The organism is Acinetobacter sp. KB005 (assembly GCF_049949095.1).
GTDB lineage: Bacteria > Pseudomonadota > Gammaproteobacteria > Pseudomonadales > Moraxellaceae > Acinetobacter > Acinetobacter calcoaceticus.
In genome coordinates this window covers 594671-607910 of the sequence record NZ_CP188191.1, presented here as the reverse complement: position 1 = coordinate 607910, position 13240 = coordinate 594671, and the positions used below count along the sequence as shown (strand labels likewise).

The 13240-nt window shown below is 37.9% G+C and carries 14 protein-coding genes and 1 tRNA gene; 9 read left to right on the top strand and 6 right to left on the bottom strand.

The window, feature by feature from the left end; translation table 11 throughout:
* Positions 1–120: 120 nt before the first annotated feature.
* The 4 genes from ACPF64_RS03095 (at position 121) to ACPF64_RS03080 (ending at position 3994) form a co-directional block, all read left to right on the top strand.
* The gene (locus tag ACPF64_RS03095; protein ID WP_426455554.1) at positions 121–993 is read left to right on the top strand and encodes a pirin family protein; all 873 of its coding nucleotides are present in this window, start codon (positions 121–123) and stop codon (positions 991–993) included.
* A gap of 439 nt (positions 994–1432) precedes the next feature.
* Positions 1433–2731, top strand: a complete 1299-nt coding sequence (locus ACPF64_RS03090; RefSeq protein ID WP_044425777.1) for an FAD-dependent oxidoreductase — start codon at positions 1433–1435, stop codon at positions 2729–2731.
* Positions 2732–2735: 4 nt separating this feature from the next.
* Entirely contained in the window at positions 2736–3563 is an 828-nt protein-coding gene (locus tag ACPF64_RS03085) for an SAM-dependent methyltransferase (RefSeq protein WP_426455553.1), read from the top strand.
* A gap of 8 nt (positions 3564–3571) precedes the next feature.
* Positions 3572–3994, top strand: coding sequence for a GFA family protein (locus tag ACPF64_RS03080; RefSeq protein ID WP_424608049.1), 423 nt, complete (start codon positions 3572–3574; stop codon positions 3992–3994).
* A 537-nt stretch (positions 3995–4531) separates the two neighbouring features.
* On the opposite strand, the gene ACPF64_RS03075 is transcribed toward ACPF64_RS03080, so the two are convergent.
* The 3 genes from ACPF64_RS03075 to ACPF64_RS03065 form a co-directional block, all read right to left on the bottom strand.
* Positions 4532–4909, bottom strand: a complete 378-nt coding sequence (locus ACPF64_RS03075) for a hypothetical protein (RefSeq protein WP_005038121.1) — start codon at positions 4907–4909, stop codon at positions 4532–4534.
* Between the two features lie 471 nt (positions 4910–5380).
* Positions 5381–5456, bottom strand: a tRNA-Thr gene (locus ACPF64_RS03070).
* Positions 5457–5548: 92 nt separating this feature from the next.
* Entirely contained in the window at positions 5549–6463 is a 915-nt protein-coding gene (locus ACPF64_RS03065) for a LysR family transcriptional regulator (RefSeq protein ID WP_426455552.1), read from the bottom strand.
* Between the two features lie 101 nt (positions 6464–6564).
* Here ACPF64_RS03065 and ACPF64_RS03060 point away from each other — a divergent pair, with 101 nt between their 5' ends.
* Together ACPF64_RS03060 and ACPF64_RS03055 are read left to right on the top strand one after the other, a co-directional pair.
* Complete coding sequence (locus tag ACPF64_RS03060) at positions 6565–6897, top strand: nuclear transport factor 2 family protein (RefSeq protein WP_003653967.1); 333 nt, start codon at positions 6565–6567, stop codon at positions 6895–6897.
* Entirely contained in the window at positions 6894–7676 is a 783-nt protein-coding gene (locus tag ACPF64_RS03055) for an SDR family oxidoreductase (protein ID WP_426455551.1), read from the top strand. Before ACPF64_RS03060 ends, ACPF64_RS03055 begins: the two co-directional genes overlap by 4 nt.
* 51 nt (positions 7677–7727) lie before the next feature.
* On the opposite strand, the gene ACPF64_RS03050 is transcribed toward ACPF64_RS03055, so the two are convergent.
* On the bottom strand, positions 7728–8057 hold the full coding sequence (locus ACPF64_RS03050) for a gamma-glutamylcyclotransferase family protein (protein ID WP_426455550.1): 330 nt from the start codon (positions 8055–8057) through the stop codon (positions 7728–7730).
* A gap of 23 nt (positions 8058–8080) precedes the next feature.
* Positions 8081–9325, bottom strand: coding sequence for a multidrug efflux MFS transporter SxtP (gene sxtP, locus ACPF64_RS03045; RefSeq protein ID WP_426455549.1), 1245 nt, complete (start codon positions 9323–9325; stop codon positions 8081–8083).
* Between the two features lie 139 nt (positions 9326–9464).
* On the opposite strand from sxtP, the gene sxtR reads away from it, so the two are divergent.
* Entirely contained in the window at positions 9465–10376 is a 912-nt protein-coding gene (gene sxtR, locus ACPF64_RS03040; protein ID WP_132070549.1) for a multidrug efflux pump transcriptional activator SxtR, read from the top strand.
* Positions 10377–10387: 11 nt separating this feature from the next.
* Here sxtR and ACPF64_RS03035 read toward each other — a convergent pair whose 3' ends face one another.
* Positions 10388–11272, bottom strand: coding sequence for a DMT family transporter (locus ACPF64_RS03035; protein WP_198078429.1), 885 nt, complete (start codon positions 11270–11272; stop codon positions 10388–10390).
* A gap of 374 nt (positions 11273–11646) precedes the next feature.
* Between ACPF64_RS03035 and ACPF64_RS03030 the strand changes: the two genes are divergently transcribed.
* Both ACPF64_RS03030 and ACPF64_RS03025 read left to right on the top strand, forming a co-directional pair.
* Positions 11647–12327 carry a hypothetical protein gene (locus ACPF64_RS03030; protein ID WP_003653956.1) on the top strand — a complete coding sequence of 227 codons (681 nt, stop codon included), beginning with the start codon at positions 11647–11649 and terminating at the stop codon, positions 12325–12327.
* A gap of 15 nt (positions 12328–12342) precedes the next feature.
* Positions 12343–13233 carry an FAD-binding oxidoreductase gene (locus tag ACPF64_RS03025; RefSeq protein ID WP_426455548.1) on the top strand — a complete coding sequence of 297 codons (891 nt, stop codon included), beginning with the start codon at positions 12343–12345 and terminating at the stop codon, positions 13231–13233.
* The last annotated feature ends 7 nt before the right edge of the window (positions 13234–13240 follow it).

Sequence of the window (13240 nt, the reverse complement as noted above, 5' to 3'; positions counted from 1 at the left end):
AAGGCACGATTGTCTCATAGATGAAATAATGTGTTGCTAATCCTGATCTATAAACTGCAATTATTGAGGCGTAAAATCAATACCAGTTCAAGAAAATCCTACATATATAGGAGAGATCAGATGAAGAAATTTCTTGGTGCATATCAAAATAACCAGATGCATTGGGTGGGTGATGGTTTCCCTGTATATAACCTGTTCTCTTATGATCGTTTAGGCCAAACCCTAAGCCCATTTTTGCTACTGGATTATGCAGCGCCTTATACTTTCTCACCAACGACTGAACAGCAAGGTGTAGGTTCACATCCTCACCGCGGTTTTGAAACAGTAACAATCGCCTACCAAGGTGAAGTGACGCATAAAGACTCAAGCGGCGGTGGCGGAACTATTAAAACTGGTGATGTGCAATGGATGACTGCTGGTGCAGGCGTGTTACATGAAGAGTTCCATTCTCCTGAATTTGCAGAGCATGGCGGTCTTTTTGAGATGGTGCAATTGTGGGTAAATTTACCTGCCAATTCAAAAATGACGCCTGAAAAATACCAAGCGATTGAAGCCAAAGATATTCCAGACATTGCACTAGATGAGCATGGTAGTCACTTGCGTGTTATTGCAGGTGAATATGCAGATGCAGAAGGTGCAGCAACTACATTTAGTCCATTAAATGTATGGGATGGCAAACTGGTTAAAGGCCAAAAACATACCCTTTATGTACCTGAAGGTCATACGACGCTTGTTGTGGTGTTAGATGGGGCAGTTGTGGTTAATGACTCAAACCGTCTTGAAGGTAAAACTGTTGCGATTTTATCGCGTGAGGGTGTTGATTTCACTTTAAGTGCAGAAGAAGACACTAAATTCTTGGTGTTAACTGGTCAACCGCTTAATGAGCCAATTGAAGGCTATGGCCCATTTGTAATGAATACCAAAGCTGAGATTATGGAAGCGATTAATGATTTTAATCGTGGAAAATTCGGTTCACTCATGCAAGAAGGATAAATTGTTTAATTGCGCTTAATTCGCTATTAAAGCAAAGTAATAAAAAGCCCGCTATCAAGTGTGAATAGCGGGCTTTTTCGCTGTAAAGGTTCTGTTTTTATGATGGATTTCATTGTTGTTGCGGCATTGTTTTATGTGACTTGGTTCTCATTATTGTGTTGCTATGATATCTCAAAAAAAGATAGTTGTAAAACACATGATATAAATATAGTTAAATTATCTTATTTTATTTAAAAGATTTTTTTTAAATTTATAAAAAATATGAGTTTTTATGTGGTTGTATATTTTTGTAAAAAAATATACAAAGCCGATCTGATTAGCAGCTAAATATTTTCTATATAAATTGATGCAAAAAATAAAAATCTGGTAGTTTTTAATACGGTGTTTTTTTAGGGTATGAGTGATAATCAAAAAAATTCTCGAAAAATGGGACATCATTTTGAATATCGCAATTATTGGCAGTGGAATGGCAGGTCTTGCGGCAGCAAGAATTCTGAAAGATGCAGGACATACGATCACGATATTTGAAGCACTTCCTGGCCGGGGAATGGATAGCCATAGTATTGAGTTCGATGGTGGAATTATTGATGCACCACTGCGTGTTATGAATCCACATTTGTGGAAAAACACACTCAGCCTTGCTGCTCATTTAGGCATTAAAACCTTTCCGGTTCGTACTTATATGTCATGTAGCTGGTTATTTGAAGACCGTACTGAAACATGGTTAACTACATCTCGTAGCCGTATTGGTAATTTCCCAATTATCAATAACCGTAAAGGCATCCAGCAATATGGCTGGCGTCTTGTGAAAGGGATGTTGCAATTAAAAACAGCAATCCACCAGTTTTTCAAATCTAAAAATCAAGATATTACGCTCGCTGAATTCATTAATCAGAACGATATAGAAGAAGTATTCTGGCATGGTGTTGTAATGCCAGTGCTATATACCATTTGTACTTGTAACCCAAAAACAATTGGCGACTGGCCTGCAAAAAATCTACTTGAGTTTTTACGTCACTTAACTGATGGCGACATGCTGTTACGTATGAAAGGTGGTACACCTGCATTTGTAGATAGCTTAATTAAAGATATCGACATCCATAGCGGATCAGCGATTAAGAAAGTTGAATTACAAGGCGAAAAAGTACTGGTTGAAAACAGCCAAGGTGAACAGAATTTATTTGATCGCGTGATTGTTGCAACTCCGACATCTAAGATCGATGAGTTTTTAAACCCTGAACAATTTGCTGAAGATATGAAGCTGCTGAAGCAATTCCGTTTTGAGCAAGGCGATCTTGTGATTCATACAGATGCCACAGTCATGCCACCACGCCGTAAAGACTGGTCGGTGCTTAGCTATATGATGGATCGTAAGTTTACGCGTCAGCAATTCACAGTTTGGATGAATGCAGTTGAACCAACACTCGTTGGTAAAAATCCTGTATTCCAGACTTGGCGTCCAGTCACTGATATTGACCCTAAAAAAGTTATTTCAAAAGTGACCTTAACGCGTGCAGTAGTTGACTCGCAAACAATTGCTTTAAATAAAGAATTGCAACAACGTCATTTAGACTTAAACCGTAAAGTATTCTACTGTGGTTCATGGTCATGTGATGGCTTGCCAATTTTAGAGTCAGCCGTTACTTCTGCAATGCACATTGCTGAAATTTTAGGTGCACCTTTACCATTTGTAGGTTTAAAACCTCAGGTTGAAGTTGCTCCTGAGCTCGGTTACTAAAATTGTGAAAACAAAAGTTCGAGCAGCTCTTTCTAAACTCATTCCCCATAAATATGCAATTGATGCATCAAGCTTGGGAGATGATGGAGAGCTTGCTTGGACAAATTTGGGCTTTTGGAAAAATACCCAAAACTATTGTGAAGCTTGTTGCCAATTGGCAGATCATTTGGCACAAGCAGTTCATTTAAATTCAAAAGATCGTCTCTTAGATTTAGGCTGCGGACAGGGTGCAAGTTTAATGCACTGGTTACAACACTATCAGCCCAAAAGCCTTAGTGCAGTTGAACTACAATCTAAATGTGTTAATAAAATTCAAAAACTTATTCCCGAAGTAAACCAGATTTACATGGGTTCATTTTTAAATTTAAAACAATTTGAATTTAAACAACGCTTCGATGTGGTGTTGTGTATCGACGCGGCTTATCACAGCAATTTAAATTCATTTCTAGATTCAGTCACTCCAGTTTTAAATTCAAAAGGCCGATTAGGTTTTCATTACTTAATGAAAGCTGATTCATGTCAAAACATGACAGTCTTACAAGAACAAAAGTATCGCTATCTGCTTAAAGCAGCAGACGTGGTTTGGGACAATGTGCCAAACGAGAAAACGCTACGAAATGCTTTAGAACAACAAGGTTTTGTCGATATTCAAATTGAAGATTTATCAGAACCTGTATTACTCGGTTTTTCACAATATATTCAAAACCAACAAGACCAAAACCAAAGCCGAGGATTGGCAAATTTTAAAATTCAAATGACTGCAAAGTTATGCCAACAACTCTACCAAGCTGGATATGTACGTTATATTCAAATCACAGCAATAAAAAAATAGGATGAGCTATGTCAGCTAAATATCAGGGATCGTGTTTGTGTGGAGCAGTGAGCTACCAAAGCGAAGTAGAGCCACGTTATAGCTTTAATTGCCATTGTCGAGATTGCCAGAAGGCGACGGGTTCGGCATATGCACCAATTGCTTTTTTTCATCAATCTGAATTAACAGTGAGTGGCGAGCTTAAATATTTTGAGACGTTAGGTTCTTCTGGTCGCTCCATTAAAAGAGCGTTTTGCCCAACTTGTGGTTCTCAGCTTTTTGGCTTGCCTGAAATTGCCCCTGAAATGATTTCAATACGTGCAGGAACTTTAGATGACCCAAGTCTCTATCAGCCTAGGGCGGAAGTCTTTGTGAGCCAAGCCTATAATTGGGATACGCTCAACCCAAACCTTAGACACTTTGAAAAAATGATAGAGAAGAGCAAGAAATAAAACTTAATTAAAGAAGCCAAATATTCCTAAAATAATCATTAAAGTAAGGCTACTCATCGCTAGAAATAATATAGTTTTTCTATATTTTAGCTGCGGCATTTTACTTACAATAAAAATAAGGCATGCGAGTATGAGCGCTAAGGGTTGAAAAAGATTTGATGGTAAAGTAAACATTTAAGTTCCTTGTTGTTTTTAAATTTATTTTAGAAATAAAGTAATAAACTCATTATATCGTTTTCTTATTTAATTGACGAACAGAACTTGTTTATAAATTCATATTTTTATTTCAATGATAGATAAATCAAGTTTTAAATTTAAAAGAATCATGTACGCTTTTTCTTACATACATTCGGGAAATTTGCGTCTTTCTATGATTTCATAAATTACCTATGATGCACTTAACGGGAACAGGAAGTTCCAAAACGTAAAACAACAACAATAAGTTTATGCATCAGGACGTGAGGTATTACAGGAAGTGTACCTAGTAACGAAATACGAAAAAAGCCCAACAGGATGTTGGGCTTTTTTCATTTTGTATTAACGAATTTCTTTTCCACCTAAGGCTGCACAATCAACAGGCGTATTCCATTTCACAGCAGTTCCTGTGAGTACTGGACGAACAATACGCCACGGCCAGAAGCCAAATCTTTGGCTTTGATGATAATTAATCACCACATCTGCACCATATTTACGGGCAACAATGGCTAATTTAGGTTTTATTTCTTCAAAACCACCATATGTTCCTTTTGCGACTTTGACTCGTTTAATAGATTTATAGTGTTCGGCTGAAGGAGTACCCTCAATTAAGCAAATTGGTGGGTTTGCAACGTTTTGAATTTGAGATGTGGTGTCTTGGGCATATGTTGTTAAAGGCAACGTTAGAAATAAAGCAGGTAAAATAAAACGGAGTTTCATATTTTTCCTTGTTGGTATCGTAATGAATTAAAGTTTATAAAATAGGTCTTATTAACATGACCTTGTTTGGGGCGCATTATAATCTTATCTTTTTAATATTTCTTATTTTAATCCTATATTTTTTAATAAATTAGCGGCATCATATTTTGCTTTTAAAAAAATAAATTGGTTTTATAAAGTTATTTTGAAGTTTAAATTTATAATAAGTGTCTATCGAATTTAAAAACAAAGTTTTTGACAAGAGTTTTTTCTCGAAAAGATATTCTTTAAAACTATTATTAATATGTTTTGCCTAAAATTATAGCAGCGGCAAAAGAGATGGTTACTGAATTGGAGAAATACCAAAAATAATTTGAAGGGTGTAGATCAATAGATCTGTACCAGATTTTGGAAATAGCTATAATTTTTGCGTATTGCAAACCTATAGATAACAAAAAACCCCATAAATCAAATATTCATGAGGTTTAATGATGGTGCCGGCACACGGATTCGAACTGTGGACCTACTGATTACAAGTCAGTTGCTCTACCAACTGAGCTATGCCGGCGATGTGGAATGAATTTTACAGTTTCTTAAAAAAAATACAAGCCAAAAAATGAGCAGTTAGATGGTTTTTCACATCTGATAATGAAAGATAGTTTAAAGAATTGGATGGGAAGGAATGAGTCGTTGTTCACGTGCTAAGTCAATGAAAGCACGTAATGCGGCACTCGGGTGTTTTCCTTGTGGGTAATATAAGCATAAACCAGCATAGAGAGGCGTCCAGTCCTCCAAAACCCTTACCAGTTTACCTTGTTCGATGAGCGGAGCTACAAACCAATGCCCTGTGTAGGCCAAGCCAATCCCAGATAAAGCACTGTCAATGGCTAACATATAGGTGTCAATTGTGAGATGTCCTGAAACATCAATAGTTAAAGATTCATTGTGTTGGGAAAACTCCCATTTATAAATTTTACCGCTAGGCAATCGTAGACGGATGCATTGATGTTTTAACAAATCAGAAGGTATGTCGGGGATGCCATGTGTATTTAGATAAGTTGGGGCTGCAACTACGGCCATGGATTGCTTTGGGCCTATTTCAATAGCAACCATATCTTGTGGGACGGTACTTGAGAAACGTATGCCAGCATCAAAACCTTCTTTTACAATGTCAATAAACTCTCCATCAGAAACGAGATCAACTCGTACATCTGGATAGCGACGTATATATTCAATGATTACAGAATGCAGAATTTGCCGAGACATGCCTTCTTCCGCATTGATTCTTAATGTTCCTGAGGGAGTGGCACGACGGTCTAATGTCTCTTGCACAGCAAGATCAATTTGTTCTAAAGCTGGTGTAATACGCGTTAAAAACTGTAGACCTGCTTCGGTCAGTGAAACACTACGGGTTGTACGGTTAAATAATCGTATCCCTAAATTATGTTCTAGCTGAGCAATATTTCGGCTGAGTGCTGAAGATGACATATCTAATTCAACGGCGGCTGAACGAAAATTACGGTGGTTGGCAAGAGCAATCACAGCTTTTAGGTCCGTTAGACTTGTGTTATTCATTGTCCCGATTTATGCATTAATTCATCCCATATTATCCCTCTTATAACAAGAATATTGTGAAGCTACAATCAAAAGCATCAATTCACATAAGGCTTAGAGATATGGTTCATCAAATTTTATTGCCATCAATAATTCAATACTATTTTGAATCAGATCGGCAGACGGCAGAAGCTGTAGTTGCTTGTTTTACAGAGCATGGCGTTGTACGCGATGAAGGTCGTGAATATGTTGGTCATAAGGCCATCTTAGGCTGGAAGCAGCAGGCTTCAACTCAATATGAATATCATGTGGAACCCCTGAGCATTGATGTGCAAGATGGGCAGCATTTAGTTGTAGCACGTGTGGAGGGTAACTTCCCTGGCAGCCCGATCAATTTACATTATGCCTTCCAGCTAAACGATGAAAAAATTGAAGTATTGGAGATTACAGTATGAATTTTCCTTTACAACTGTTGGGAAAAAGGGCGTTGGTTACAGGCGGCAGCAAAGGAACTGGAGCCGCTGTTGTAAGAGCACTACATCAGGTTGGTGTGGATGTCATGACTGTCGCTCGCCATCCTGTACGGGATTTACCACAAAATGTGCATTTTATTGAAGCTGATTTAACTACAGCTAAAGGATGCCGTGATGTAGCGCAGGCTGTGCAGAAACACTGGAGGAAAATTGATATTGTTGTACATGTCTTAGGTGGTTCATCTGCCCCGGCAGGCGGGTTTGCTGTATTGGGTGATGAAGAGTGGGAGCGAGAAATCAATTTAAATTTGATGCCTGCCATTCGTTTGGATCGGGCATTGATACCTTTGATGCTAGAGCAAGGTACCGGCGTTATTATTCATGTAACATCTATTCAAAGAGAATTACCTTTACCAGAATCAACAACTGCATACGCAGCAGCAAAAGCGGCGTTATCTACATATAGTAAAAGTTTATCTAAAGAGATTTCTCCAAAGGGGATTCGTGTTGTGCGTGTGGCGCCGGGATGGATTGAAATCAAAGCTGCTGTAGCTTTGGCAGAACGTCTTGCACTTGAAGCGGAAACAAATTATGAAGGTGGCAAGCAAATCATTATGAACGCTTTGGGTGGGATTCCGTTAGGACGCCCAAATAGACCGGAGGAGGTTGCAGATTTGATTACTTATTTAGTGTCTGATCGTGCTTCGGCAATTACTGGAACTGAGTTTGTGATTGATGGTGGAACTGTGCCTACCGTGTAAAATACGCGGATGCGTGCGGTCTACTTTTGAGAAGACAGCACGCTATCATATTTAGTTAGTTTTCAGCACATAAATAAAAGAATCAACACGTTCGCCACTATTTAAAGTGACCTGAACAGGTACTCTTTCATATTCTTCACCTTCAAAATCATCAAGCAATTTCCAGTTCGAATCTAAGTGTTCTGAGCTAAAAACAAAACCTTGAACTTGATTAGCAGCATCATCGAGCACAATTCCGGGATAGCCTAAATCTGCGCCCCAACCTTCGTTACGTAAGGTTCCCTTTACCCAGCCTTCTGCCCATTGTCCGCCAATATTTTCAAGGATATGAGCGTTAGGTCGGCCCGGACCTAAAGTGCCATAAACAAATAGACTCGACATGTGAGGTTCCTTTAAATTAAAAATTAATGAGCTTTTGCGTGTGAGGTAGAAACCGCTAAAAATATTCCAAGTAATGAAAGTACAACGGTTAAACCGACTATGGCGCTCCATCCGCCATGTAACCAGAACCAACCACCTGCCGAGCCAACAATGCTCGAACCCATATAGTAAAAAAGTAAGTACAGTGAACTGGCGTGGGCTTTAGCTTGTTTGCTTTCAGCACCTACTGAGCTGCTTGTGAGTGAGTGGGTAATGAAGAAACCCGTTGTAATAAATGCAATACCGATAATAATGCCAAAAAGAGAGGTGAGCAGCGTCATGAGACTGCCCACAATCATTAAGGCAAAGCCACTCATCATCATGGTTTTTTTACCGAAGCGGTCGGCTAGGCCACCTGCTAATGATGAAGACACCATACCGAAGCTATACGACAAGAAGATAAGGCTAATTTGAGTTTGGCTGAGTGAATAAGGCGCTCCGCTTAAACGGAAGGTAGCGTAGTTAAATAGAGTCACAAATACACTGGTCAGTAAGAATCCAATGGCAAACAGACGTAGTAATTTGAAATTACTTAAATGGGTACGCCACATTTGTATGTGAAAATCTAAATTTAAACCTTTTTTCTGGACGAAATTACGCGAAGCAGGAAGTAAATTCAAAAAGGCAATCGAGCAAATAAAACAAATTACCCCAAGTAAGCCTAAAGCAGTGCGCCAAGAAAAATATTCAATCAAAATGCCCATGCCGACACGGCCCATCATTCCACCAAATGCCGTACCTGCAATATATAAACCCATGGTTTTACCAAAGTGTTCAGGTGCAATTTCTTCAGCAATCCAAGCCATAGTTACAGCGGGTACTCCACCGAGTAACAGACCCTCTAGTGCTCGAGCTATCAGTAAACTGTGCCAGTTAGGTGTAAACATCGCCACAATATTAAGAATAGCTGCACACAGCATTGAGCTAAAGATCACACCACGACGGCCAATCGCTTGTGAAAAAGCGCTCGATAGTACAATTGAAATCGCTAAAAAGGCGGTCGTTAAAGACAAGGCTAAAGAGCTGCTTGCAGGGCTAATCTGGAAGCTTTGGCTAAACGCTGGCAGAAGTGGCTGTACGCAATAAATCAGAGAGAAACTAGCAAAGCCTACGAGGAATAAAGCGAAACCAGCGTGCTTATAGGCTTTAGTACCTTTGTGAATCCAATCGCGGGAAAGAACAGAAGTTGCTTCAGTGCTTAAGGTACTGGGTGTAGATGAAGAGCTCATATCATGACCATGACAGAAAAGAGGTGCAGCGCCTTTCGGCGTGCTTCATCGAGAAAATTCGATAAATTAAAATTAGCAATTTAGATGGTATTTTTCTAATATATTTAACAATAGGTCATGATATGTTTTATATATAGCGATGGAACTCAGACATATACGCTACTTTTTAGCGGTAGCAGAAGAAAAAAACTTTACCAGAGCAGCGCATCGCTTAAACATGAGCCAGCCTCCTTTAAGCATGCAAATAAGAGACTTAGAAGAAGAGTTAGGTGCAGATTTATTTATTCGTTCTCCGCATGGGGTGGAACTGACCGAAGCTGGGCTTGCCTTTTTAAATGCCATTCAGCCTGTGCAGCAGCGTGTAGAAGATGCAGCGAACTTGGTCAAACAAGTGGCAAATGGTGAAGTTGGGCAATTGCGATTAGGTTTTACAGGCACTTCAATGTTGAATCCTCTAATTCCTAAATGCGTTCGCTATTTTCAGCAGCAATATCCTAAAGTGAATTTAAAGCTTGAAGAGGCTAACACGTTGCTGCTCATAGACTTACTGCTTGAAGATCGTTTAGATGTCGCGATTATTCGGCCTCCAAGTCACATTCCAGAGAGCTTAATCGTTCAAGAATTATTGGCTGAACCTTTAATTGCAGCCTTGCCTTCAGAGTCTTTTAAACTAGACGAGTCATCAAAAGAAATTGATTTAGCTTCCCTTCGAGAGCTTGATTTTATTGTCTCTCCACCTTCAATTAGTGCAGGACTTTTTGATGCGATCAGACAAGCCTGCCAAAACTGTGGTTTTGAACCTAAAATTGGACAAAATGCTCCGCAAATTGTGTCAATTTTATCGTTAGTGTCTGCAAACTTGGGGGTATCTTTGGTTCCAGAGTCGACCAAACAATTGCAAATACAGGGTGTGGCTTATCGGTCGCTGCAAGCGCCAGTACCTACGGTGGGCTTAGCGCTTGCATATAAAAAACATGCCCCTTCACAAATGGCGATTAATTTTGCCAGTGTGGTGCAAGTGGCTTGCCACCACGCAGAGCAATATAAATGAAATTAGCCAAATTATGATTTAGGCGCTCTATTCATTAAAAAGATGCCTGAAATAATGAAAATTGCGCCATATAAAAAAGATAAAGTTGGTTGCTCATGAATGAAGACCCAAGCCATGAGTGCCGCAAAAATTGGCTCAGAAAGCTCAGTCACTTGTACTTTTGCCGCACTCATGTAAGACAAAGCTTTGGTGGTACAGAAAAAGCCAAGAATGGTAGGCAAGACTGCTAAGCCAACCAAACCTAAAATAATGTCAGTGTTAAAGTTTATGCTATGAAAGTTGATTAAAAAGGGAACAGCAAGATAAACACTACCAAAAAGTAATAAGTACTTGGTTAGAAATAAACCACCATTTAATTTGAATTTTTTAATTAATACTGAAAATAAACCATATCCAATACCTGCAATAGAAGCATTGATAAGCATTAATAAACTATTTTCACCTTTCCAAGAAATTACACTAATACCCGTTACAGCTAATAATGTTCCAATAATTGAATGAATATAAATACTTTCTTTTAAAACTAACCTGCCAAAAAATAAAGCTGAAATAGCTGCTGAAGCCATGAGTACCACGACCACATTGGCCGCAGCACCGTGGTTGTAGGCAATGGTCTCGAAAAAGAATAGAGAGAAAATGCCTAAAAAGGCACATATCGCAATTTGAGCAAAAACACTGAGCTTGCTCGGAGTGCTACTTATGTATGCAATCTTCTGGCTAACAGGGACTTTAAATAAAAAAACACTTAAAAAGAAAAAGGCAATAATGGTTTTTAAAAAGGCAATATCTTGTGGGTTTAAACCACTATGCATGAGTAATTTACTAATTACACCAATAGAGGCATTGAGTGCAGCTGCACAGAGCGCAAATAGGGTTCCGATAATTAAATTATTCACTTTTATAATACTTCCATATATTTAGCCACAAGGATTCTACATTATTTTTTGTAATAATATAGCCCTGTTAAATTCCTTCTTTTCCATGAAGTGTAAGTTATTTAAATTTTGTTGGTGGTGAATAATAATTGGAATTAATTTTTTTGTTTAAATAATATTGTTGCTTAATTGTTAATTAAATTTATTACTTTTATTTTTGATTAATAATACTTATTTTAGTTAGAAATTCTAATAAATAATATTTTGTTGACATTTTATAAAATATATTTAAACATAATATTTGCTTGTTTTAAGTTTAATTAATAACAATCTTAATTCTAGCTAAATAAGTATTTAATACTTGGATAATAATTTAAATATAACGGAGATAAAACGTGTTTTTTTCACAGGAAAGTCTGAAAAAATTAGAAAGTGCGGTTGATCATGCTATGCATAGCGAGTTTAAAAAAGATGAAATTATGCATAAATTTCATAATGAAGACTGGTTCGATGAAAAATATTATAAACGACATATTTTAGAGTGCGTTATTCGCATTCATATGAATAATGAGTTAGATGCAAATGCTGTACGCGTTGCAGCAATCAATAATATCTCTGCTGCAAAACAGCTTTCATATTATTTATATGATGAATTTGGACACGATGAAATGTTTGGTCAAGACTTGACTAAATATGGATATTCTTCAGATCAGATTATTTCAAAAAATGCATTTCCTGAAACATGGAAACTGATGGGGTATTTAAACTTTTGTGTAGAGAAATTTGGTGCATTGCCAGCAGTCGTTTGGGACTGGTTCCTCGAATATTATGGCGACAAATTTAATAATTTTATTACGCAAAAAGCGGGTGTTCATATGGGGAATCAGGCTGTATCGGGCGCAGCTTCGCATGTTGCATTTGATGAAGCTGAAGACCATAGCGGCATGATGACAGATATGCTTTCTTCTGTAATTAAAACACAAGAAGACTTTGATCTTGCAATCAAGCATATCAATAGCTTTGTTCCGATGGTAGGAGAGTATTTTCAGGCTGTGCGTGCTGAAACCCTTTCATAGCAATGGAATTAGAATATGCCAATGGTGAATGTTCGCATTAAAGAGCATATTTTCATTGCTGATTCTGAGCAGCCTCTTATCAATGCAGTGCCTGATAGCACAGTGATGAAAGGCTGTTTAAAAGGTGTGTGCCGAGTTTGTCGATGTAAACTAAAAGGTGGAGTCGTATATGAATCGGGAAACCACGTTGCCATAGATAAAGAGTTCTTGCCTTGTATTAGCTATGCTCAGAGCGATGTTGAAATCGCACCATTGGTTAATAATTTTAGTGTGGCTCAATTAATAACTCGAAATTTTCTTTCTGAAAATATTGTTGAGCTCACATTTAAAATTAAAAGGACCTTCTTTAGTTCTAAAGCAATTGTAAATATCAAACACCCATCAGAATCTTTAATTCGAAGTTACTCTGTGGTTTCACTGGGTGTGAAAAATTATGATTTTTTTGTTTTGCACATAAAATTAAGACCAAATGGAATATTTTCTAACTTATTTCAAATGCTAGCGATTGGTGACCAATTAGAATACAACCTGAATAATCATATAGAACCTGAATACGAGAAGGCCATATCTACGCTTAATATTGTAAGCGGTGGAAGTGGCATGGGTGCTGCACTTACTCGGGGATTGGATCTCATCCGAAAAAATCCTATTTCTAAAGTGAATATTTATGCGATTAATCGGTCAGTTTTAAGTCATTACCATCAACATTGCGTCAATGTTTTTCGAGAGCAAGTTGAAGCTGAGGTCAATATTATAAATATCCCGTTTTGTACGTGGACGAATAATGGATTTGATTTTTCAAATTATTTGGACTCTCACGAGTTAACTGTGGGTGTCGGTTCTACCCCAATAATTAATAAAATTTTAAATCAGCCTCTGTGTGAGTTGGAAAGTTTTGGTCTCTAACGGAGAC

Bases quoted from the DNA above. Each gene is read 5' to 3' on its own strand.
- ACPF64_RS03075 (WP_005038121.1), bottom strand. From the start codon at position 4,909: ATGAAACTCCGTTTTATTTTACCTGCTTTATTTCTAACGTTGCCTTTA.
- ACPF64_RS03060 (WP_003653967.1), top strand. From the start codon at position 6,565: ATGGTTCATCAAATTTTATTGCCATCAATAATTCAATACTATTTTGAA.
- sxtR (WP_132070549.1), top strand. From the start codon at position 9,465: ATGGAACTCAGACATATACGCTACTTTTTAGCGGTAGCAGAAGAAAAA.
- ACPF64_RS03055 (WP_426455551.1), top strand. From the start codon at position 6,894: ATGAATTTTCCTTTACAACTGTTGGGAAAAAGGGCGTTGGTTACAGGC.
- ACPF64_RS03025 (WP_426455548.1), top strand. From the start codon at position 12,343: ATGCCAATGGTGAATGTTCGCATTAAAGAGCATATTTTCATTGCTGAT.
- ACPF64_RS03050 (WP_426455550.1), bottom strand. From the start codon at position 8,057: ATGTCGAGTCTATTTGTTTATGGCACTTTAGGTCCGGGCCGACCTAAC.
- ACPF64_RS03080 (WP_424608049.1), top strand. From the start codon at position 3,572: ATGTCAGCTAAATATCAGGGATCGTGTTTGTGTGGAGCAGTGAGCTAC.
- ACPF64_RS03065 (WP_426455552.1), bottom strand. From the start codon at position 6,463: ATGAATAACACAAGTCTAACGGACCTAAAAGCTGTGATTGCTCTTGCC.
- ACPF64_RS03095 (WP_426455554.1), top strand. From the start codon at position 121: ATGAAGAAATTTCTTGGTGCATATCAAAATAACCAGATGCATTGGGTG.
- sxtP (WP_426455549.1), bottom strand. From the start codon at position 9,325: ATGAGCTCTTCATCTACACCCAGTACCTTAAGCACTGAAGCAACTTCT.